We start from the raw sequence: 21924 nt of genomic DNA, 5'->3' as shown, positions 1-21924 counted from the left end.
CGGAAACAGCACAAGTTAGGGAACTCGCAATCAGGCCTAGCCTGCGCTAGGCCGGGGCAATTCGTGCTCGCGCAGCGTCCAGCCGCTGCAGGCTACGATCACGACCAAGTAGCTCCAACGATTCGAACAGCGGCGGACTGATCGATGCTCCTGTGGCAGCGACCCGGATCGGGCCGAACGCCTTGCGCGGTTTAAGCCCAAGACCTTCGATGAGTGCGGCCTTGAGGGCATCCTCAATGTTCGCCGTGGTCCAATCCACCAGACTGTCCAGCGCGGCACAGGCAGCTTCAAGCACAGGTCCGGCATCAGAACCTAACTCTTTGGCGGCGGCTTTGGGGTCGATGGTATACTCGTCGTCGTTGAAGAACTTCAACAGGTCCCAGGCGTCACCAAGCACAACGATGCGGGTCTGCACCAGCTGGGCCGCGGCGGCGAAGCCCGCTTCGTAATTAGCAGGATCCACAGCGATGTGGTAGCCGTGTGCGGTGAAGTAGTCGCGCAGCCTGCCAGCAAAATCCTCAGAGTTGAGCATCCGGATGTGCTCGGCATTAACCGCCTCGGCCTTATTCTGATCGAATCGCGCCGGATTGGAATTGACGTCGACCACATCGAATGCAGCTACCATCTCGTCGAGACCGAACAGGTCACGGTCATCGGCAATCGCCCAACCTAGCAACGCTAGGTAGTTCAGCAGACCTTCGGGGATGAAGCCTCGGGCACGGTGAGTGAACAGATTCGATCGCGGGTCGCGTTTTGAGAGTTTCTTGGTTCCCTCCCCCAATACCGATGGAAGATGCCCGAATTCGGGAATACGTTCGGCCAACCCAATTCGGATCAGCGCCTGATATAGCGCCACCTGTCGCGGTGTCGACGACAGTAGGTCCTCGCCCCGCAGCACATGCGTGATCTTCATCAGCGCGTCGTCGCACGGGTTGACCAAGGTGTACAACGGATCTCCGCTTGCTCGGGTCAACACGTAATCGGGAACAGTTCCCGCCACGAAGGTAGTGTTCCCACGTACCAGGTCATCCCAACTGAGGTCCTCGTCGGGCATCCGCAGCCGAACTACCGGCTTACGGCCTTCCTGCAGATACACAGAGCGCTGCGCGTCGGTGAGATCTCGGTCAAAATTGTCGTAGCCTAGCTTGGGATTGCGTCCGGCAGCAAGATGGCGGGCCTCGACTTCCTCTGGCGTCGAAAAAGCGTAATAGGCCTCTCCTTCCGCAAGCAGCTTTGCCACCACCTCACGGTAGATGTCGGTCCGCTGCGACTGCCGGTACGGGCCGTAAGGTCCACCGACCTCCGGCCCCTCGTCCCAGTCCAGGTGCAACCAGCGCAGCGCATCGAGCAGCGCCCAATAGCTTTCTTCACTGTCACGATCGGCGTCGGTGTCCTCGATGCGGAAGACGAAAGTACCGCCGGTATGTCGAGCGTAAGCCCAGTTGAACAGGGCGGTACGGGCCATCCCGACGTGGGGAATACCAGTGGGCGATGGACAAAATCGGACCCGGACTTTTGCTGCTTGCGAAGTACCGTCCGAGGTTGCTGTAGTCACGACTTTCCTTTGCTTACTGAGGGATTGGTGAGGGTGCCGATGCCTTCGACAGTGATAGAAACGGTGTCCCCATCTTCGATGGAACCAACACCTGCTGGTGTTCCTGTGAGGATAAGATCGCCAGGCAGCAGTGCCATTACCGCCGAGATCCGTTCCAGGATGGCACCGGCGTTGTGAATCATCATTGAGGTGCAGCGATGTTGTCTAACGTCACCGTTGACTTCAGTGTGAAGTTCGATGTCGGCCGGGTCTAGGGGACCTAGGTCGGTGACGATCCACGACCCTACCGAGCAGAAGGTAACGTATCCTTTTGCATGAGCCCATTGGCCGTCGGCGCGCTGTTGATCGCGGCCCGACACATCATTGCCGATGGTGTAGCGGAGGATGTAGTCGGTAGCCTGAGCAGCTGGGATTACCTTCCACTGTCGGCCCACCAATAGCGCCAACTCGTCCTCAAAATGCGCAGGTGATGCGTTGGCGTGCAATCGAATCGGAAGTTTTATCCCGATGATCGAGGTGTTGAGCTTGAAAAATATCACTGGATCTGACAACACTAGGACCGCTTGGCTGCCCCTCTCAGCGATGTGATCGGCATAGTTCTTACCGATGCAGACCACCTTACTGGCCAACATCGGAGCCAGCAGCTGGACATCGGTTAATTGCCACGAGCGACCGATAAAAATTAGTGTACCAAACAGGTGCGCAACAACCTCACGAGAAGACATCCTGTCGGGATCGTCAGGCTCACCTTCGATCCTGACGAACACGACGCCTTCTGAACGGACGATTCGACCAAGGCGCATTTGCCTGAGCCTAGCGTGGCGACGGATGCACGCCGCGGAGTGGCGGTGCATGTGCAAGCATGATCCGCCGCCCTAGTACCCGACCTCACCAGATCAATTGCGCCTCGGCGCACACTGGGTCGATAACACTCCAATCTCGGTGGGCGTGACATCTAGCTCCTTCCTGTTCATCAACGGCATTGCCTTCATGATTCCCGTGTTTGTCACCGCGCGTGGAACCCCGCTGGCCGAGGCCGGACTGTTGGTTCCGATACCCAGCTGGGGCTGGGTAGTAACGCTGGTTTTCTGGGGCTACTTAACCGACCGACTGGGCGAGTGGATCGTGATGACTGTAAACTCTCGGCATTTAACCGCAGCCGCTACCTATACTGCGGCATCGGTCCACTCGTTTGTGGCAATGGGTGCATTCGTATTCCTCGACGTCCTGATCTCTGGTTAGTTTCCCCAAACAAACACGGCGTCGCGATGGACATCCATCAGACCACACAACCGTTGGGAATCGTCATCAACACCTTGGCGATACCCGAGCTCGCCGTGCGCAATACGAATGCAGGCCTGATGTTTCCGGCACTGATATGCACGATATCCGCGGTGGTCAACGCGATCGGCGTAGTTGACTCGCCGCGGAAAACCCGGACAGCGGCCAACAACAAGAAACTGGCTAACCCGTATCGCAGGTCCTTCACGTTGTGACGAATTCATGCAATCTCAGCGCTGCTGATGATGCCGCAGGCAGTAACGGTGACGTTCATACTAGTCCTGGCTGGTAAAGCACCATGGCTGGTCGGTCGCCACGGTGAGTGGGTTGATGATCTTCACGCAGCTACTCGGTGCGCTGGTGCGCATCTTGGCCGGCTGCTAGCCCAACCGCGTAGGCTCATGCATGCAACCTGTTCGCATCATCACCCCGACTGCTGCCTCGACTCTACTTCTGCTGGCCTTTGTTGATGACCAAAGCGCACGGTACGACTTGCTGCTCATGATCGCCATATCGGTGATCGGAGTACTCGACAACAGATTGAAGGCAACCGCGATCACTGAATTTGCCAGGCCGTTCTGAAGCGAACGCACACTGGGCATTCAGCACACCTCCCAGCGGCTCATGGCAGCTGCCGCACCCCCACTTTTCGGTGCGCTGATCGCCACCAACCACTAGCTTATCCGCCGGACTAGGCGTTGCACGGACTCTTCCCGCTCGTGGCGGCACCGTTGGTGTCGGTCCGGTGAATCCCACCCAGCTTAGAATCTAGAGCTCGGCAGCTATCCGTTCGCCAATTTCGCCGGTGGAAAATTGCTTGTTCCCACGAGTCGCCAAATAACTCGCGACCGCCTGGTCTACCCTGGCAGCCAACTCATCCTCGCCGAGATGGGCAAGTAGCAGCGCCACCGACATAATCGCCGCGGTCGGATCGGCGATTCCCTGACCGGCAATATCTGGAGCGCTGCCATGCACCGGTTCGAACATCGATGGATTGGCCCGGGTGGCATCGATATTTCCGCTGGCGGCCAAGCCAATGCCACCGCACACCGCAGCAGCCAAGTCGGTGATGATGTCGCCGAATAGGTTGTCGGTGACAATGACGTCAAAGCGACCGGGGTCGGTGACCAAGTAGATAGTGGCTGCATCGACGTGTTGATAAGCGATCTCGACGTCGAGGTACTTTTCACCAATCTCCTGCACGGTCCGCCACCACAAGGCCCCGGCGTAGGTCAGCACATTGCTCTTGTGCACTAGCGTCAGATGCTTGCGGCGCTGTCGTGCCCGCTCAAACGCATCCTGCACCACCCGGCGTACACCAAAGGCGGTATTCACACTCACCTCAGTGGCCACCTCGTTGGGTGTTCCGACACGGATCGCGCCGCCGGTACCAGCATAGGGACCTTCGGTACCCTCGCGAACCACCACGAAGTCGATCTCGGGCTTTCCCGCAAGCGGACTGCTAACGCCTGGATACAATCGGGCCGGTCGCAGGTTTATATGATAGTCTAGCTCGAAGCGCAACCTCAACAGCAAACCGCGCTCCAGCACACCACTGGGAACTGAGGGGTCACCGACTGCTCCTAACAGGATAGCGTCGTGCTCCCGCAGTTCGGCGAGCACCGACTCCGGCAATGTCTCACCGGTGTTGTGATAACGCCGGGCACCCAGATCGTAAGTGGTCTTCTGCACGCCCGGCAGCACCGCGTCAAGAATTTTGACTGCCTGCGCCACCACTTCCGGACCGATTCCGTCGCCCCCGATGATCGCCAATTTCCTTGTATCGTCACCAGCGCGGATCATGACAGGTCGACCACCTCAAGCTTGCTGGCACCCACCGCCGCCCTGATCGCTGACCGCACATCGCCCGGCACATCTTGGTCAAGCCGCAACAGAATCGTCGCACTCGGCCCCTCGACGTCTTCAGACAACTGGGCGGCTTGGATATTCACCCCGGCCGTGCCCAGCAAAGTGCCAATTTTTCCCAGGGCACCTGGCTGGTCGGCATAACTGATCACCAAGTTCGTGCCCTGAGCACGTAAATCAAAGTTGCGACCATTGATCTGCACAATCTTTTGCACTAGTTGCGGCCCGGACAACGTACCGGCGACGTTGACCACCGAGCCATCGGAAGCGACCGCCCGCACATCGACCACGCTACGGTGATTAGGGCTCTCCGAAGCCGTGGTGAGCTCAGCAGAAACGCCACGTTCAGCAGCCAACGCCGGCGTGTTGACGAACGTCACCGCATCCTCAATCACCGCCGAGAACAACCCGCGCAAGGCCGAAAGTTGCAGCACCTCAACATCTTCGGTAGCGAGCTCACCACGCACCTGCACCAACAACGACGCCGGCAGTTCATCGGACAACGCAGCGGCCAGCACCCCAAGCTTGTGTACCAAGTCCAGCCAGGGCGCTATCTCTTCGTTGATCACTCCCCCGCCCACGTTGACTGCGTCGGGCACGAACTCCCCCGCCAGCGCCAGCCGCACGCTTTTAGCCACGTCGGTACCGGCCCGATCCTGGGCTTCAGCAGTGGACGCCCCCAGATGCGGTGTCACCACCACTTGCGGTAGCTCGAACAGCGGACTATCGGTGCACGGTTCGGTGACAAACACATCGAGACCGGCTGCTCGCACATGTCCGCTGCGCACCGCATCGGCGAGCGCCGCTTCATCCACCAGGCCGCCGCGCGCGGCATTGACGATGATGACGCCGGGCTTGGTCTTGGCCAGTGCCTCCTTGCCGATCAAGCCCGCCGTCTCGGGTGTCTTGGGCAGATGCACCGAGATGAAGTCGGCCTGGGCTAGTAGCTCGTCCAGGGACATCAATTCGATGCCGAGCTGTGCAGCACGGGTCGGCGCCACATACGGGTCGTAAGCGATAACGCGGGCCCCAAACGCCGCAATCCGTACGGCAACCAACTGCCCGATCCGACCCAGCCCTACCACGCCAACGGTCTTGCAGAAAATCTCGGTGCCGGAAAACAACGAACGCTTCCAGGTGTGCGCACGCAGCGAGGCGTCGGCCTCCGCAATCTGCCGAGAGGCCGCCAACAGCAGTGCCAACGCATGCTCGGCGGCGCTGTGAATGTTCGACGTTGGGGCATTCACCACCAGGACACCGCGCGCGGTAGCGGTGTCGACGTCGACGTTATCTAGTCCTACACCCGCACGAGCGACGATCTTCAGCTTTGGGGCAGCTGCCAGCACCTCAGCGTCGACAATGGTGGCAGACCGCACCAACAGCGCATCGGCCTCGGGTACCGCGGCCAGCAACTTAGCCCGGTCGGGACCATCCACCCAACGTACCTCGACTTGGTCGCCTAAGGCGGCAACGGTTGATAGGGCGAGTTTGTCGGCGATTAACACAACAGGCAGGCTCACGTTGCCAGCGTATCGGCTGTAATTGACCGGTGGACGTCACCGTCGTAGACAGCGAACCCAACGGGCTCTCTGTTGCCGTGATCTGCGCCGGCGCAGAATTCAAAATGCAGGTCGTCGAAACTCAACCCACCTTAGGTTGTAGGTGGCAGCGCCCGTATCGCGGCCGACCCAGAATTTTCCGGAGTCCAACATGACATCTGCTCGGCAATTCACCCCCTGGCGCCGACGTCGCCGTTTTTCGCGGAGTGCAAACTGTACACCCGCGGCGCCACACTGGCGGTAGCAGAGATCGCCTATGCCAACCCATTGCCAAGTCGGCCCGCGGCCATCGCCTACCGTGATATCGAACGCACCTGCACTGAGTTAGCTGGTGGTGCGTCTTGACCGCGATTTCTCGGGCCATTAACGGCAGACGCCGATGCGGTGATCGGATTGCTGTTCGGCAACAATCGTTTGATGCCCTATTCGCTATTATCTGTCCTGCGCCTGAGCGTACGAGTGTTGATACAGGGCCCCGGCGTAGTTATCACTTAGGCGGCGGTACGCCCGAGCCTTGTTCACCGGCATCACCGCCCACATAAGTATACGGATACTGTAGTCGGTATAGGCAGGCGCCGGGTTGATGCTGGCCACCTTCAACCATGCGGTAAGCTGGCCGATCCCGATGGGTAGTCCCCAGACGATCGCCGACCTACGCAAGCACTGAGGAGGGCTGGCGGCCAGCCTGGAAATCACTGAAATCACCAAACTGGTGTCATCATGTTTGACATGACGCTAACCGCGTCGCTGCAAGCATACGGTGACGCACTTCTGCCTCGGTACACTAAAGTGTTGCGCCGTTATCGATTTAGACCAGGCATTGCCACAGTCGACTTTGTGCTGAGTGCTGTCATTCCGTGGTCGGATCCGCAGCTGCGGCGGGCACCGAAGCAGACATCGCGGCTGGTCACCACACATAGTAAGTAGCCAACGGCACTGACCACCTCACCGCACATCGCCGACCCGGGACGCGTTGATGCCAACAGCCGCCGTCTTTATCTGGACCTACACCCACGTGCTGTCGAAACTACATCATCGAGGTGCCCGAAAACGTGACCGTAGTTGTCAAGCGGTTTGCATCGGGCTCCCGAAACATCGTGATAACTGCGCGTGTGGTGCCCAGCGCACGAATAATGAACCATAATAACACCAACTACGTCGGCGACGATATTGCGATTAGGAAGCAATTCCCTGTACCGTTTGATTGTTAGCTTCGCACCGAGTCTCAGGCTGTGGCACACGCCATATATATATATATATATATGGCAGCAGCGTACATCTTGCTACGCCGCGAATCCGACGCAATCAGTATGCCTGTTCTGGGGCCTTAATCCAACTGCACGCCATGCCAAAGCTGACCATTTCTGCAGCACAATCGTACAGCGGGGATATACCAATGATATCAACGGCCGAGCGGTTATAGCAACACTGTAGTTAGCGCGATGACATACCGAGACCGTCAGTGGTAGCTTACAGTTTGGATACAATCCGCTACGCGGTTTCAGTGATGGGACGGTCCACCCAACTCATTAGATTACGCAGCTTCTTGCCGGTGACCTCGATGGGATGTTCGACGTTTTCCTTACGAAGCGCTTCAAGTTGCTTGTTTCCGCCCTCGACGTTGGCGACCAGCTTCTTGACGAAACTGCCGTCCTGGATATCGCGCAGAATGCCACGCATCCGATCCTTAGTATCGGCATCGATGACACGCGGACCCGACAAGTACCCGCCAAACTCGGCGGTGTCAGACACTGAGTAGTTAACCCGCGTAATGCCGCCCTCGTACATAAGGTCGACGATTAGTTTGAGTTCGTGTAACACCTCGAAGTACGCCATCTCCGGTGGGTATCCGGCCTCGACCATGACATCGAAACCGGCTTTCACCAATTCCTCTGTGCCACCGCATAATACAGCCTGCTCGCCGAATAGGTCGGTTTCTACCTCGTCTTTGAATGTAGTCTTGATGACGCCAGCACGGGTGCCGCCAATGGCTTTCGCGTAGGATAGGGCCAACGCCTCGCCAGTGCCGGTCGGGTCTTGGTCTACGGCGATTAGGCAGGGCACGCCTTTACCATCAGCGAATTGGCGACGCACCAGGTGGCCGGGCCCCTTCGGGGCGACCATCGCGACGGTCACTTCGCCCGACGGCTTGATCAGTTCGAAGTGAATATTGAGTCCGTGACCGAAAAACAAAGCGTCGCCGGGCTTGAGGTTCGGATCGATGTCGTTTTTGAAGATGTCCGCCTGCGCGGTGTCGGGCACCAACAGCATGATGACGTCGGCCCATTTAGCAACCTCGGCAGGGGTGTCGACATCCAAGCCCTGCTCGCAGACCTTGGGCCAGGACTTCGAACCCTCCTTCAGGCCGACACGTACCTGGACGCCGGAGTCGCGCAGGCTCAGCGAGTGCGCGTGCCCCTGACTGCCGTATCCGACCACGCCGACTTTGCAGCCCTGGATGATCGACAGATCTGCGTCGTCGTCGTAGAACATCTTTAATGCCACGGTTGATTTTCTCCTTGTGTGTTACTTAACGGCGCCGATACTGCGCGGACCGCGAGATAACGACACCACTCCCGATTGGACGATTTCGCATACGCCGAAAGGCTCCAGCACACGCAGCAACGCCTCAATCTTACCGCGGTCACCAGTGGCCTCAACAGTCAACGACTTAGGCGATACGTCAATGACCCTGGCGCGGAACAAGTTTACCACTTCGATGACCTGGCTGCGAGTGCCAGCCTCGGCCCGCACTTTGATCAACGCCAGCTCCCGAGACAGCGAATTGCCAGCGTCCTGCTCGACGACCTTGATGACATTAATCAACTTGTGCAGCTGCTTGGTGACCTGCTCGAGCGGGGTCTCCTCAGCGGAGACGACGATGGTCATTCGCGACACATTCTTGGACTCGGTGACACCGACCGCCAGTGACTCGATGTTAAAACCGCGTCGAGAGAACAGCGCCGCTACCCGCGCAAGCACGCCGGGAGTGTCCTCGACCAGCACTGACAAGGTGTGCGTGGTTGGCGATCCGATTGTATGCGCCGCTCCTCCTCGCTGCTTTGGTCGCTGCGCCAAATCGTCGACGGAGCGCATCACGTGTGTCCTTCGCTTTCGTCATCAAAGAGCGGGCGGAGACCACGGGCGGCTTGGATCTCGTCGTTGCTAGTCCCGGCAGCGACCATCGGCCACACCTGCGCATCGGCGCCGACGATGAAGTCGATTACCACCGGGCGGTCGTTTATCGCTCGCGCCTGAGAAATAACGTCCGCCACATCTTCCTCATGCTCGCAACGCAATCCAACGCACCCCAACGCTTCGGCCAGCTTCACGAAGTCCGGGATGCGGTGTGAGTGGGTGGCCAGGTCGGTCTGCGAGTAGCGCTTCTGATAGAAGAGAGTTTGCCATTGCCGTACCATGCCCAGATTTCCGTTGTTGATCAAAGCCACTTTGATCGGCGCACCCTCAATCGCGCAGGTAGCCAACTCTTGGTTGGTCATCTGGAAACAGCCATCGCCGTCGATCGCCCACACCTCTGCCTCCGGACGAGCGATCTTGGCGCTCATGGCCGCCGGAATAGCGAACCCCATAGTGCCCAGCCCGCCAGAGTTAAGCCAGGTGCGCGGCTTTTCGTAGGAGATGAACTGCGCCGCCCACATCTGATGTTGACCGACACCCGCAACATACACGGCGTCTGGGCCTGCAGTCTTCCCCAGTTTGTCAATGACGTACTCCGGACTTAGGCTGCCATCGCTTTGCGGGCCGTAGCTCAACGGATACGTGGCGCGCATACTCTCTAGATATACCCACCAATCGGTCATGTTGATGTTGTTGGGCGTCTCGTACTGGCGCAAAATCGCGATGAGCTCGGTGATTACGGCTTTGACGTCACCGACGATCGGCACATCTGCGTACCGGTTCTTGCCGATCTCCGCTGGGTCAATGTCGGCATGGACGACCTTGGCTTCGGGCGCGAAGGAGTCGAGCTTTCCGGTTACCCGGTCGTCGAAGCGGGTCCCCAGCGCTATCAGCAAGTCGCTACGCTGCAACGCTGCCACCGCCGCAACGGTGCCATGCATGCCGGGCATGCCCAGGTTCTGATGATGGCTGTCCGGGAACGCACCACGGGCCATCAACGTAGTAACCACCGGGATGCCGGTCAGTTCTGCTAAATCCCGCAGCTGTTCGGTCGCCTCGCCGCGGATGACACCTCCGCCGATGTAGAGCACGGGCTTACGCGCTGCCGCAATCAGCTTGGCGGCCTCACGGATCTGCCGGTTGTGCGGCTTGACGTTCGGTTTGTAACCGGGTAGGTCCATTTTCGGTGGCCAACTAAACATGCACTGGCCCTGCAACACATCCTTCGGGATATCGACGAGCACCGCACCCGGCCGTCCCGACGACGCGATGTAGAAAGCCTCAGCCAGCACCCGGGGAATATCGTTGCCGGCACGGACCAGGAAATTGTGCTTAGTGATCGGCATCGTGATGCCCGAGATGTCCGCCTCTTGGAAAGCATCCGTCCCGATCAGCCCGCGCCCGACCTGCCCCGTAATGGCGACTACCGGCACCGAGTCCATCTGAGCATCGGCCAACGGTGTTACTAGATTGGTGGCGCCAGGACCAGAAGTCGCCATGCACACCCCCACCTTGCCGGTCACATGCGCGTAGCCGCTGGCCGCGTGACCGGCGCCCTGCTCGTGGCGGACCAGGACGTGACGTAGCTTTTTTGAGTCGAACAGCGGGTCATACACTGGAAGGACGGCGCCGCCAGGAATCCCGAAGATGACCTCGACATCGAGTTCCTCCAACGACCGAATCACCGACTGCGCACCGGTAAGTTGCTCCGGTGCAACATGTTTCAATTTAGTGTCGGCCGGCTTTGAAGGAGACTTCGTGGTAGGCACGCCGTTATCCGGCCCCTGCGGCTGGCCGTGTGGCCTGGTAGGTACACTCACTGTGTCCTCTTTAGTCCTTAGTCGCTTTGACAGTCGTGTTGATGGGCAACAAAAAACCCCCGACAGCTCAGCTGCTGCACGAGGGTTACGCGTTGGCTCTGGATCGCTTCAAATACTGAAGTGGTATTCAGCCAGCAACGCGCCGACAAAATACTATCGGCATCCCGGGCTTTCCGGTATTATTCATAGTATCCGACGGTAACCTTCGCAGAGCTCAGCCGTCAAATCCGGCGCTGCACGTGTAGAACGTCGCGGAAACCTCAGCCCGCGTAACAAGTAAAAATGATACTCGGGCAGCTACTGGTTCGTCTGGCCAAACACCTGCTGGCTCTCCAATAGTGATCAAGGTATCGCCGGTAGCACGCCTTTTCAACCGCAGTTTCTGGACACGCGCCCAGCGCCAAGACGGCGTATGACTGCAATTGCCCGCAGTGACTTTCGTCACCCCGCCGCTGTTGACCCAAGCCCAAGCTAGCTGGGAACAAGTCCCCAACCTGTACTAAATACTAAATCTATTAGAGCGCGATAGGTCTTTTAACCGGTGTCAAGCCGTTTCAGCCAAGCGGATTCACGCCATTAAGCAGCACCCACACCACAATGCTGGTGGCGATGCCAGCAAGCAGCGCAATGAACGATCCAATGAACGGTCGATAGGCCCAGCGCCGGCCGGCGTCAAGACCGTACTGACCCGGACCGCACAGGATGGCAGTGACGGCCATCACGATCAGGGTGATCTGGTATGCATTCCCGTCGGACAAAAGGAACGGGAGCAGGTGCGAATCCGGCTGCGCCGCGATTGACGTGAGCAAACCGTTTATTAGGAACGCCAACGCCCCCGCAGCGGCCACCGGCGTAAACAATCCCAGGACCAGAAACACGCCGACAACGACCTCGCCGCCGACACTCACATAAGCCAGAATGTCGGCGTGGTGGTAGCCAACCTCGACCAACGAGTTCTTGAATCCGGTCAACCCCTGGCCGCCCCACCAGCCGAACAGCTTCTGCAGCCCAAGGACAGCCAAGACTACGCCCAGTCCGGCCCGCAGAACTAGCAGACCAAGATGCTGGGTACCACGCCGACCGATGGTGTGTAACCGCTCGCTGTCCTGGCCCGCATCGATCTCGGCGGGCTCGGCCACTGCATGTCGGTCCAGTGGCTGTGGCCGGACGTAAGGTAACGACTCCTGCTGGTCGAGCAGAGTGTACCCCACCCCACCGGGCCCACTCAAATGACCAGGCTCACTGTACGGGATGACGGTGGTAGTCCCGAAATCGCCTGAGTACCCGACTGGCATCAGGTCATCTTCGGGATCAACCAGGCTTGCCGAAGCGGGGCATCCCGGGATCGGCTCCGGGCATTCGCCCGGCCGCCGCCAATGTTCGTCATGCGATTGACCGGTCACTCATGCCAGGGTAAAGGCATTTGGGTCTGAATTGGAGATTTGAACGGCACTTTCGTCGAACAATCAGCACTTAGCTTGCCAAATCGGCGCAGATTGGGCTCAAAATGACCCAAAAGTGGTGACCGTGTACCTCCACAATGTTACTAAATCACATGCACAGATAAGTTCTATAGTTTTGACTTCCGCACGCATGTGACGGCTTGTAGCATTGAGGCCGGTAATGTCCGTAGCCTGTCGGTCATGCGAATACAGCGGTCGGTTCGATCCTGCCTCGCTGCGCTGTGTGCGGCGATGCTGGTATCGAGCGGCTGCGCACGGTTCAACGATGCCCAATCACAACCCTTCACGACCAACCCAAAACTTCGGCCACAGCCCAGCTCGACGCCGCCCCCGCCGCCACTGCCTCCGACACCGTTCCCCAAACAGTGCCCGGCCCCCGGGGTGATGCAGGGCTGCTTAGAGAGCACTAGCGGCCTGATTATGGGCATCGATAGCAAAACAGCACTGGTCGCCGAACGCACCACCGGCGCAGTCAAGGAGATTTCAGTCAACGCTGAACCGAAGGTAAAAGCGGTCATCCCGGTCGACTCGTCCGGGGATGGTGGCTTGATGGATATCGTGCTGTCGCCCACGTACCAGCAAGACCGCCTGATATATGCTTATATCAGCACGTCTATCGATAACCGGGTGATCCGAGTGGCCGACGGCGACATCCCAAAGAACATCCTGACCGGCATCCCTAAAGGTGCTGTCGGCAACACCGGAGCGTTGATCTTCACAAGCCCTACCACGTTGGTGGTACTCACTGGCGATGCGGACAACCCGGCAGTGGCCGTCGATCCCAAATCGTTGGCCGGCAAGCTATTGCGCATTGAGCAACCGACCACCATCGACCAGGCGCCGCCGACAACAGCGCTGTCCGGCATCGGCTCGGGCGGCGGCTTGTGTACCGACCCTGTCGATGGCTCGCTGTATATCACAGACCGTACCCCCACCGCAGACCGATTGCAGCGCATCACCAAGAGTTCAGAAATCTCGACGGTGTGGACCTGGCCCGACAAGCCCGGCGCGGCTGGCTGCGCAGCGATGGACGGGACCGTGCTTGTCAACCTGGTTAACCTCAAGCTGACGGTGGCCGTCCGGCTGGCGCCGTCAACGGGCGTGGTCACCGGTGAACCCGACGTGGTCCGTAAAGACACCCACGCACACGCGTGGGCATTGCGGATGTCGCCAGACGGGAATGTCTGGGGAGCAACCGTCAACAAGACTGCCGGTGACGCCGAAAAACTCGACGATGTGGTGTTCCCGCTGTTCCCACAGGGCGGCGGCTTCCCGCGCAACAACGATGACAAGACCTAGCCGAGTGAGAGCCCAGCGTCAAGTGCGACTAGACTCCAAGAATTCAGACTCGAAAGGCCAGTTTAGGGCTATTCAGCTAGCTGGATCGCGGCTATGGATGACCACATGTTGGCCGTCGACGCTGCCAGACACGGCGCACCCAGCCGGCTAACCCCAAACGTCGCCTCGGCATAGACGCGGGCACCGGCGACAACGTGACACTGGCCAGCAGATGGCTGTCGGGGGTGATGCTCTGGGAGTACGCGTCCAAGGCATCGGCGTCATGACGGTCGTGAGGCATAATCTCTCCAGCGTCGCAGCAGCCTTCTGATATGCCTGCGTTCGTCTTTAGCGGAACTACTTAGCCTTGCCCACAGGCGGTCAAGATGAGTTCGCGTACACGCACAGCGTCGGCCTGCCCCCGAGTGGCCTTCATCACCGCTCCGACAATCACACCCGCTGCAGCGACCTTGCCGCCGCAGATCTTTTCCGCCACATCGGGATTAGCGGCCAGAGCCTCGTCAACAGCGGCTTGCATCACAAAGTCGTCTCGCACCAATGCCAAGCCGCGGGCGGTCATGACTTGGTCGGGTTCGCCTTCCCCAGCGAGCACACCCTCGACGACCTGGCGAGCCAGCTTGATGGACAACTTGCCCTCGTCGACCAATACCACTACCGCAGCAACTTGGGCAGGGGTTATAGACAGCTCATCCAAAGTAGTGTTTGCCTCATTAGCCTTCTGCACCAAGAAGTTTCCCCACCAAGCACGTGCTTGTTCACTGGATGCGCCATGCTTGACGGTCGCAGCGACCAATTCGACCGCTCCGGCATTGACGAGATCTCGCATTACTTCGTCGGAAATACCCCATTCCTGCTGAATTCTCTTGTAGCTCAACCATGGAAGCTCAGGTATTGTTTGGATCAATTGCTCGACTAGCCCGCGACTGGGCGCGACAGGCTCCAGATCAGGCTCGGGGAAATACCGGTAGTCCTGCGCAGTCTCCTTGACACGGCCCGGACTAGTGTACCCGTACTCGTGAAAATGCCTGGTTTCCTGAGTGATCCGGCCTCCGGACACCAGGATGGCGCCTTGGCGCTGCATCTCATAACGCACAGCCACTTCGACACTTTTCAGTGAATTGACGTTCTTGACTTCGGTCCTGGTACCTAATTCGGCTGTCCCGATCCGCTTCAGTGATACGTTGGCGTCACAACGCATTGAGCCTTGGTCCATTCGGACATCGGACACGCCCAACGCACGCAACAAATCTCGCAATGCTGTCACATATGCCCGAGCGATCTGCGGTGCCCGAGCTCTGGCCCCCTCGATAGGTTTAGTGACGATTTCGATCAACGGCACGCCGGCACGGTTGTAGTCGATCAACGACGTCGTCGCACCGTGGATGCGGCCAGTCTCGCTACCTTGGTGGTTCAGCTTGCCGGTGTCTTCCTCCATATGTGCCCGTTCGATCTCCACCCGCCAGGTGGTGCCATCTTCCAGAGGTACATCAAGATATCCGTCAATGGCGATTGGCTCGTCGTATTGCGAAATCTGGTAATTTTTGGGCATGTCCGGGTAGAAGTAGTTCTTCCGCGCGAAGCGGCACCAGGGCACGATTTCACAGTTCAGCGCCAGCCCAATCTGAATCGCCAACTCGACCGCAGCCCGGTTGAGTACCGGCAGCGAACCCGGCAGGCCCAGACACACCGGGCACACCTGCGTGTTGGGTTCGGCACCAAACGTTGTAACGCAGCCGCAGAACATTTTGGTCACGGTGGACAGCTCAACGTGCACCTCAAGCCCAAGCACCGGATCAAACCGCGCGACAACATCATCATAATCCAGCAAATTAGTCCCTGAAGCCTTGGACACCCAGGCAGCAACAGTCATAAGCTCGATCCTAGTAGCGGTCGCGAGACCGGCCTAGCCGGGCGAAGCGGGTCACCACCTAGGCACCCAACCTGCGAGACCGCCATATATTTAGGTCACGCCGTACCACCGTGGCAGCGTCTTGGGCGGACGATCGTTTACATTACTTTGCCCGCCATAGTTTCCAGTCCGTCGGGTTCGACGTGCCTGTCTTGCCAGCGTTTGGTGCATACCGCATCAAAGTCAGGTAGTCTCGACGCTACTGCATGTTCGCAGTACTGTTCCGGTTTTAACATTCGCAGTACTGTTCCGGTTTTAACAGAAGAGGGAAGAGGGTCGTGGCGTCGTCGTAACGGCTTTCGGGCACTAGCTTGAACTGACGCACCGCATCCACCAGCGACACGCTACCGATGTCTTGCCCATGCAACGACACCATGTGACCGTATTCACCTACGTGCGCAGCGTAGGCAGCATTAACCTCGAACCGAGTGGCCAGAACCCGATCGAAGGCCGTCGGTATACAGCCGCGCTGGACATGGCCCAGCATGGTCGCTCGCACGTGCTTGTTAATCCGCTTTCCGACCTCAACACCCAACTGCGCTGCCACCCCAGTAAATGTTCATCACCAAAATCGTCAACCACTCTTTCGCGCCATATGATCGAGCCTGGAAGCATCTTTGCACCCTTTGCTACCACGTAAACGAAATGCGAATCCCCGCGCTGAAAGAAACGCTTTACGAGGCGGTACACTTCCTCAACATCGAAAGGCTATTCAGGAAACAGCATCATGAGCGCACCGAAAGCCAGCCCGAAATTCAGCGCGACCCAGCCGGCATGCCGACCCATCACCTCCACAAGCATCACGCGTTGATGGGAATCGACGTTACTATGCAACCAGTCGATGACGTCGATAGCCACTATCAGCGTGCCTTCGCCACCGATCAGGATAGGCACATCGATGCCATTGTCGACGAAGGTCTGCTTGATCTGATTCAGCCTGGCCCATAGCCTGTCGGGGCGCACACGGGGCGATGCTCGGCATGATTCCGCCGTTCGGCGAGCAGACAGTCATTCCGGTTGTCATTGCATAGCTGCATGCCCCGGTTCTCCAATAGTCCGCGCCAGCCATCCTGAAACCTGACTACCGACGAACCGTATCGGGCGTCGCAGGTACGCACAATCACTCAGATGGCGGCGTTGAGATCAGAGCAGTCGCTACCCCGGTAAGAATTCCGACCCGCATTCCTTCATCTTGCGCGGGGCGTCTTGGATCGCACGAGTATACGCAATTCTTCCTCACCGCTAGCAGGTGCTCGGGCTGAGAAAGCTCAAATGGCGGACGGCAATGGCCCACGGGCAGTCTCGTAGGCCGCACCCACCCTATAGAGCCGATCGTCGGCCAAGGCGGGCGCCATGATCTGCAGGCCCACCGGTAGCTCATCATCCGGTGACAGCCCAGAAGGCACTGACATGCCGCAATGGCCGGCCAGGTTGAGCGGCAGCGTGCACAGATCGAACAGGTACATGGCCAGGGGATCGTCGACCTTCTCACCAAGCGGGAACGCAGTAGTCGGCGTCGTCGGCGACACCAGCACGTCTACGGATCGGTAAGCCGCATCGAGATCACGTGCAATCAACGTGCGCACCTTCTGTGCCTGATTGTAGCAGGCATCGTAATAGCCGGCCGATAATGCGTAGGCACCAATCATGATGCGCCGCTTGACCTCCGGACCAAAACCAGCAGCCCGGGTCAGCGCCATCACCTCTTCGACGCTGTGGCTGCCGTCGTCACCAACCCGCAGCCCATAGCGCATCCCGTCGAAACGCGCCAGGTTGCTCGACACCTCCGATGGCAGGATAAGATAGTAAGCTGCCAGTGCATAGTCAAAGTGCGGACAGTCGACTTCGCTAACCTCGGCACCCAGTGCGGCCAACTGCTTGACAGCGGCTTGAAATGACGCCAGCACCCCCGGCTGGTAACCCGCACCACACAACTGCCGAACCACCCCGACACGCACGCCGCACAGGTCCCCCGTGGCGCCGGCCTTAGCAGCGCCCACGAGATCGGGCACTGTCGCCTCCACGGAGGTGGAATCGCGGGCGTCGTGGCCAGCGATCACCGCATGCAGTAGTGCGGTGTCTAAGACAGTGCGCGCGCACGGCCCGCCCTGATCCAGCGACGACGCACAGGCCACCAGCCCATAACGAGACACTGTGCCGTAAGTGGGTTTGACACCAACGGTCGCGGTCAACGCGGCTGGCTGACGGATAGAACCGCCTGTGTCAGATCCGATAGCCAATGGCACTTGGAACGCGGCCAGCGCAGCCGCGCTACCACCACCCGAGCCACCGGGCACCCGGTCGACATTCCACGGGTTGCGAGTCGGGCCGTAGGCTGAATTCTCGGTCGAGCTGCCCATCGCGAACTCATCCATGTTGGTTTTACCCAGGATCAAGATGCCGGCCGCGCGCAGCCGCATGGTGACAGTAGCGTCATAAGGAGAATACCAGCCTTGCAGGATCTTGGATCCACAAGTGGTCGGCATGTCCATCGTGGTGAACACATCTTTAAGCGCCAGCGGAATCCCGGCCAACGCTGACGGTAGCCGCTCGCCAGCGGCCACCGCCTTGTCGACGGCTGCTGCCGCTGACAGTGCCTGCTCGGCCGCTACGTACAGGAAGGCTCGGTAAGTGCCGTCCGTCGCCTCGATCTGGTCCAGACAGGCCTGGGTGATCTCGACCGACGACAGTTCCTTGGCAGCAATCTTGGCGGCCAGCGTAGCGGCGTCGGATCGAATGACGTCCGTCACTTGCTGTCCCCCACTATCTGGGGGACAGCAAAACAGCCGTCAACAGCTTCGGGTGCTCCGGCCAGCGCCTGCTGCTGGGTAAGGCACGGGATGGCCTTGTCCGGTCGCGTGACGTTCACGTCTTTGAGCAGGTTGCCGGTGGGTTCGACGCCGGTGACGTCGACGGCCTGGATCTGGCTGACGTGGGCCAAGATGGCATCGAGTTGACTTGAGAAGCTGTCCAACTCGGTATCGGTCAACGCCAACCGGGCTAGCCGCGCCAAATGCGCAACCTCATCGCGGGAGATCTGGGACACGAGTAAAAAGCCTACCTAGCCGCGAGCGTGAAGCTGGCCGCACAGGTGTTACCTAACGTGAAACTAGCCGCGCGCTCGTCGGCATAGGCACCGCTATGCGACAGTATGGACCGTGCCTTCTTATCTGCTGCGCATCGAGCTAGCCGACCGCCCGGGCAGCCTGGGCTCACTAGCTATGGCACTCGGTTCGGTGGGCGCCGACATCTTGTCGCTCGACGTAGTGGAGCACAGCGGTGGCTACGCGATTGACGACCTGGTGATTGAGCTGCCGCCCGGGACGATGCCCGACAAGTTGATCACCGCTGCTGAATCACTTCCCGGTGTCCGAGTGGACAGTGTCCGACCGCTTAGCGGTCTGCTGGAAGCCCATCGCGAGCTGGAGTTGCTCGACAAGGTCGCCGCGGCTGGCGACAACGCGTCCAAGCTGCACATGCTGGCCAACGAGGCACCCAAGGTGCTGCGAGTAAACTGGTGCACAGTGCTGCAAAGTTGCCAGGGAGAGCTACACTGCCTCAGCGCTAGTGTTGGCGCACCTGAGACCCGAGCGGATTCGGCACCGTGGCTGCCGATCGAGCATGCCATGCCACTCAACGGCACCGCCGAGTGGGTGCCGCAGTTGTGGCGCGATATGGACACCACCATGGTTGCCGCACCGTTAGGCGACCCACACACCGCGGTGGTACTGGGCCGTCCGGGCCCAGAGTTTCGGCCGTCAGAGGTGGCTCGACTGGGGTATCTGGCCGGAATCGTGGCCACGATGCTGCGCTGAACACGAACCATCGTCGGTCGTCTTTATTCGGGAACTTCCTCCACCGGAGGCCCCTGTTCAAGCAAACGGCGAAACCCATCTTCATCGAGGATCGGTACCCCAAGCTGAACCGCCTTGTCGTATTTGGATCCCGGCGAGTCACCGGCAATCACGTAGGCAGTTTTCTTTGACACCGAACCAGCGACCTTGCCTCCGCGCATCACGATCGCCTCCTTGGCATCGTCACGGGAGAAACCCACTAATGAACCAGTAACAACGATCGTTAGCCCAGCCAAGGTTCGCGGCACACTAGTGTCACGCTCATCGGCCATCCGCACCCCGGCCGCCCGCCACTTGTCGACAATCGCGCGATGCCAGTCGATGGTGAACCACTCTGTGATCGCGGCCGCGATAGTGGCTCCCACACCCTCGATGGCGGCCAACCGTTCGGTCGACGCCGCCACGATGGCTTCGAGGCTGCCGAACTCGGTGACCAGGGCACGGGCAGCCGTGGGCCCGACATGGCGGATGGACAGCGCCACCAGCACCCGCCATAGCGGTACAGCCTTGGCTTTGTCGAGGTTGGCCAGCAGCCGTTTGCCGTTTGCCGATAACTCGCCAGCCTTGGTCCGGAACAGTTCAGTACGCAACAAATCCTCCTCAGTGAGGGCGAACAGGTCGCCCTCACTGGCGATCGCGTGTGCTTTCAGGAGAGCGACACCTGCCTCGTAACCCAGTCCCTCAATGTCCAGCGCACTGCGGCTAGCAACGTGAAACACTCGCTCTCGCAGTTGCCCTGGGCAGCTCCTGGCATTGGGGCAGCGGATGTCGACATCGCCTTCCTTTTCTGGAGCCAACGTGGTACCACACTCGGGACACGTTGCGGGCATGACAAATTCGCGTTCGGACCCATCGCGTAGATCAACCATCGGTCCTAAAACTTCGGGAATCACGTCACCAGCCTTGCGGATCACCACGGTGTCCCCGATCAACACACCTTTGCGTTTGACCTCAGAAGCGTTATGCAAAGTCGCCTGCCCGACCATCGACCCGGCAACCTTCACCGGCGTCATGAACGCGAACGGCGTGACCCGCCCGGTGCGACCAACGTTCACCCGGATGTCGAGCAGCTTGGTCTGTGCTTCCTCGGGCGGGTACTTGTAAGCGATGGCCCATCGCGGAGCTCGCGAGGTGGAACCCAGCCTGCGCTGCAACGCCACCTCGTCGACTTTTACCACTATCCCGTCGATTTCATGGTCCACCTCGTAGCGACGCTCAGCCCAGTAGGCGATACCTCTCTGGAAGCCAGCGATGTTGTTCACCAACGTCGTATGCTCGGAAACCGGCAACCCCCAGGCTCGTAAAGCCAAGTAGGCCTGATGCTGGGTGGCGGGACGAAAACCTTCGATGTGCCCCAGTCCATGGCAGATCATCCGCAACTTCCGGCGAGCTGTGACCGCCGGATCTTTCTGGCGCAGCGAGCCCGCCGCGCTGTTTCGTGGGTTAGCAAACGGACTCTTGCCCTCCTCAACAAGGCTCGCGTTAAGTGCTTGGAAGTCCGCCACCCGGAAGAACACCTCGCCACGAACCTCAAGAACCTCTGGCAACGGGTAAATATCGCTTCTGGTCAGCTGTTCCGGCACGTCTTCGATGGTCCGCGCGTTCAGCGTGACATCCTCGCCTGTGCGGCCATCGCCCCGTGTTACGGCACGGGTCAGACATCCATCCCGGTAGACCAACGACAATGCGACACCATCGATCTTTAGCTCGCACAGATAATGGACGTCATCACCGATCTCGGCGCGGATGCGAGTAACCCAGGCCTCGAGTTCATCTTCACTGAAAGCGTTGTCGAGGCTGAGCATCTGTTCGAGATGCTCGGTCGGTACGAAATCAGTCGCGAAGCCGGCACCGCCAACCAGCTGGGTAGGTGAATTTGGTGTTCGCAACCTGGGATGCCGTTCCTCCAGTGCGGCAAGCCTGCTGAGCAGGCCATCGAATTCCGCGTCGGAGATAGTCGGTGCGTCACGTACATAGTAACGAAACTGGTGTTCGCGCACCTCTTCGGCCAACTCTCGCCAATGCCGCAACACCTCAGGTCCGATGGGGTCAGCTTTGGGCGAACTCACTATCGAAGAGTAGCTGAGCAGTCCGACAAACGACTGGGCCGCTGGTTCGCCGAGATTGCCGAGGTTATCGTGTATACATACTTTTATACGGCCTTAGCGGGACCCCCGGTG

At 59.3% G+C, this 21924-nt stretch carries 20 protein-coding genes and 1 pseudogene; 5 read left to right on the top strand and 16 right to left on the bottom strand.

The window, feature by feature from the left end; translation table 11 throughout:
• Window positions 1-46 precede the first annotated feature (46 nt).
• Window positions 47-1555, bottom strand: a complete 1509-nt coding sequence (gltX, locus tag MUBE_RS09250; RefSeq protein ID WP_116540304.1) for a glutamate--tRNA ligase — start codon at window positions 1553-1555, stop codon at window positions 47-49.
• Window positions 1552-2358: a fumarylacetoacetate hydrolase family protein gene (locus MUBE_RS09245; RefSeq protein WP_116540303.1), complete on the bottom strand. Its 807-nt coding sequence runs from the start codon at window positions 2356-2358 to the stop codon at window positions 1552-1554. Before MUBE_RS09245 ends, gltX begins: the two co-directional genes overlap by 4 nt.
• A gap of 145 nt (window positions 2359-2503) precedes the next feature.
• Between MUBE_RS09245 and MUBE_RS20295 the strand changes: the two genes are divergently transcribed.
• Complete coding sequence (locus MUBE_RS20295; protein WP_243632968.1) at window positions 2504-2797, top strand: MFS transporter; 294 nt, start codon at window positions 2504-2506, stop codon at window positions 2795-2797.
• A 37-nt stretch (window positions 2798-2834) separates the two neighbouring features.
• Here the strand turns inward: MUBE_RS20295 and MUBE_RS20290 are convergent, their stop codons facing one another.
• Window positions 2835-3044, bottom strand: a complete 210-nt coding sequence (locus MUBE_RS20290; protein ID WP_243632967.1) for a hypothetical protein — start codon at window positions 3042-3044, stop codon at window positions 2835-2837.
• Window positions 3045-3241: 197 nt separating this feature from the next.
• On the opposite strand from MUBE_RS20290, the gene MUBE_RS20285 reads away from it, so the two are divergent.
• Entirely contained in the window at window positions 3242-3418 is a 177-nt protein-coding gene (locus MUBE_RS20285) for a hypothetical protein (RefSeq protein ID WP_243632966.1), read from the top strand.
• Window positions 3419-3604: 186 nt separating this feature from the next.
• Here MUBE_RS20285 and MUBE_RS09235 read toward each other — a convergent pair whose 3' ends face one another.
• The 3 genes from MUBE_RS09235 to MUBE_RS09225 form a co-directional block, all read right to left on the bottom strand.
• Window positions 3605-4639, bottom strand: a complete 1035-nt coding sequence (locus tag MUBE_RS09235; RefSeq protein ID WP_116540302.1) for a 3-isopropylmalate dehydrogenase — start codon at window positions 4637-4639, stop codon at window positions 3605-3607.
• A complete protein-coding gene (gene serA, locus MUBE_RS09230) occupies window positions 4636-6222 on the bottom strand; it encodes a phosphoglycerate dehydrogenase (RefSeq protein ID WP_116540301.1) in 1587 nt (528 codons plus the stop codon). Before serA ends, MUBE_RS09235 begins: the two co-directional genes overlap by 4 nt.
• Before the next feature lie 471 nt (window positions 6223-6693).
• Window positions 6694-6966, bottom strand: a complete 273-nt coding sequence (locus MUBE_RS09225; RefSeq protein WP_116540300.1) for a hypothetical protein — start codon at window positions 6964-6966, stop codon at window positions 6694-6696.
• A gap of 24 nt (window positions 6967-6990) precedes the next feature.
• Between MUBE_RS09225 and MUBE_RS09220 the strand changes: the two genes are divergently transcribed.
• Window positions 6991-7188, top strand: a complete 198-nt coding sequence (locus tag MUBE_RS09220) for a hypothetical protein (protein ID WP_165849792.1) — start codon at window positions 6991-6993, stop codon at window positions 7186-7188.
• Between the two features lie 564 nt (window positions 7189-7752).
• Here MUBE_RS09220 and ilvC read toward each other — a convergent pair.
• From ilvC to MUBE_RS09200, 4 genes are all read right to left on the bottom strand, one after another.
• Window positions 7753-8754, bottom strand: a complete 1002-nt coding sequence (ilvC, locus tag MUBE_RS09215; protein ID WP_116540431.1) for a ketol-acid reductoisomerase — start codon at window positions 8752-8754, stop codon at window positions 7753-7755.
• A 33-nt stretch (window positions 8755-8787) separates the two neighbouring features.
• A complete protein-coding gene (gene ilvN / locus MUBE_RS09210) occupies window positions 8788-9357 on the bottom strand; it encodes an acetolactate synthase small subunit (RefSeq protein ID WP_116540298.1) in 570 nt (189 codons plus the stop codon).
• The gene (locus tag MUBE_RS09205; RefSeq protein ID WP_116540297.1) at window positions 9357-11219 is read right to left on the bottom strand and encodes an acetolactate synthase large subunit; all 1863 of its coding nucleotides are present in this window, start codon (window positions 11217-11219) and stop codon (window positions 9357-9359) included. The genes ilvN and MUBE_RS09205 overlap by 1 nt, the downstream gene beginning before the upstream one ends.
• A 554-nt stretch (window positions 11220-11773) precedes the next feature.
• Entirely contained in the window at window positions 11774-12622 is an 849-nt protein-coding gene (locus MUBE_RS09200; protein WP_116540296.1) for a DoxX family protein, read from the bottom strand.
• 240 nt (window positions 12623-12862) lie between these two features.
• On the opposite strand from MUBE_RS09200, the gene MUBE_RS09195 reads away from it, so the two are divergent.
• Window positions 12863-13981: a PQQ-dependent sugar dehydrogenase gene (locus MUBE_RS09195; RefSeq protein ID WP_116540295.1), complete on the top strand. Its 1119-nt coding sequence runs from the start codon at window positions 12863-12865 to the stop codon at window positions 13979-13981.
• A gap of 91 nt (window positions 13982-14072) precedes the next feature.
• Here the strand turns inward: MUBE_RS09195 and MUBE_RS15175 are convergent, their stop codons facing one another.
• From MUBE_RS15175 to gatC, 5 genes and pseudogenes are all read right to left on the bottom strand, one after another.
• Window positions 14073-14261: a hypothetical protein gene (locus MUBE_RS15175; RefSeq protein WP_133297094.1), complete on the bottom strand. Its 189-nt coding sequence runs from the start codon at window positions 14259-14261 to the stop codon at window positions 14073-14075.
• 60 nt (window positions 14262-14321) lie between these two features.
• Window positions 14322-15851 (bottom strand): Asp-tRNA(Asn)/Glu-tRNA(Gln) amidotransferase subunit GatB, encoded by a 1530-nt coding sequence (gene gatB / locus MUBE_RS09190; RefSeq protein ID WP_116540294.1) that lies wholly within the window; start codon window positions 15849-15851, stop codon window positions 14322-14324.
• Between the two features lie 268 nt (window positions 15852-16119).
• Window positions 16120-17073, bottom strand: a pseudogene (locus tag MUBE_RS09185) (6-phosphofructokinase).
• An 85-nt stretch (window positions 17074-17158) separates the two neighbouring features.
• A complete protein-coding gene (gene gatA / locus MUBE_RS09180) occupies window positions 17159-18640 on the bottom strand; it encodes an Asp-tRNA(Asn)/Glu-tRNA(Gln) amidotransferase subunit GatA (RefSeq protein ID WP_116540293.1) in 1482 nt (493 codons plus the stop codon).
• Window positions 18637-18936, bottom strand: coding sequence for an Asp-tRNA(Asn)/Glu-tRNA(Gln) amidotransferase subunit GatC (gatC, locus tag MUBE_RS09175; RefSeq protein ID WP_116540292.1), 300 nt, complete (start codon window positions 18934-18936; stop codon window positions 18637-18639). Before gatC ends, gatA begins: the two co-directional genes overlap by 4 nt.
• 112 nt (window positions 18937-19048) lie before the next feature.
• Here gatC and MUBE_RS09170 point away from each other — a divergent pair, with 112 nt between their 5' ends.
• Window positions 19049-19705 carry an ACT domain-containing protein gene (locus MUBE_RS09170; protein ID WP_116540291.1) on the top strand — a complete coding sequence of 219 codons (657 nt, stop codon included), beginning with the start codon at window positions 19049-19051 and terminating at the stop codon, window positions 19703-19705.
• A gap of 23 nt (window positions 19706-19728) precedes the next feature.
• Here MUBE_RS09170 and ligA read toward each other — a convergent pair whose 3' ends face one another.
• Window positions 19729-21813 carry an NAD-dependent DNA ligase LigA gene (gene ligA / locus MUBE_RS09165; RefSeq protein ID WP_116540290.1) on the bottom strand — a complete coding sequence of 695 codons (2085 nt, stop codon included), beginning with the start codon at window positions 21811-21813 and terminating at the stop codon, window positions 19729-19731.
• Between the last annotated feature and the right edge of the window lie 111 nt (window positions 21814-21924).

It is taken from the genome of Mycobacterium uberis (assembly GCF_003408705.1).
Lineage (GTDB): Bacteria > Actinomycetota > Actinomycetes > Mycobacteriales > Mycobacteriaceae > Mycobacterium > Mycobacterium uberis.
The sequence above is the reverse complement of the archived record's forward strand: the minus strand, read 5'-3'. Positions and strand labels throughout refer to the sequence as shown.

Bases quoted from the DNA above. Each gene is read 5' to 3' on its own strand.
- MUBE_RS09245 (WP_116540303.1), bottom strand. From the start codon at position 2,358: ATGCGCCTTGGTCGAATCGTCCGTTCAGAAGGCGTCGTGTTCGTCAGG.
- MUBE_RS20285 (WP_243632966.1), top strand. From the start codon at position 3,242: ATGCAACCTGTTCGCATCATCACCCCGACTGCTGCCTCGACTCTACTT.
- MUBE_RS09235 (WP_116540302.1), bottom strand. From the start codon at position 4,639: ATGATCCGCGCTGGTGACGATACAAGGAAATTGGCGATCATCGGGGGC.
- MUBE_RS15175 (WP_133297094.1), bottom strand. From the start codon at position 14,261: ATGCCTCACGACCGTCATGACGCCGATGCCTTGGACGCGTACTCCCAG.
- MUBE_RS09220 (WP_165849792.1), top strand. From the start codon at position 6,991: ATGACGCTAACCGCGTCGCTGCAAGCATACGGTGACGCACTTCTGCCT.
- gatB (WP_116540294.1), bottom strand. From the start codon at position 15,851: ATGACTGTTGCTGCCTGGGTGTCCAAGGCTTCAGGGACTAATTTGCTG.
- MUBE_RS09195 (WP_116540295.1), top strand. From the start codon at position 12,863: ATGCGAATACAGCGGTCGGTTCGATCCTGCCTCGCTGCGCTGTGTGCG.
- ilvN (WP_116540298.1), bottom strand. From the start codon at position 9,357: ATGCGCTCCGTCGACGATTTGGCGCAGCGACCAAAGCAGCGAGGAGGA.
- ilvC (WP_116540431.1), bottom strand. From the start codon at position 8,754: ATGTTCTACGACGACGACGCAGATCTGTCGATCATCCAGGGCTGCAAA.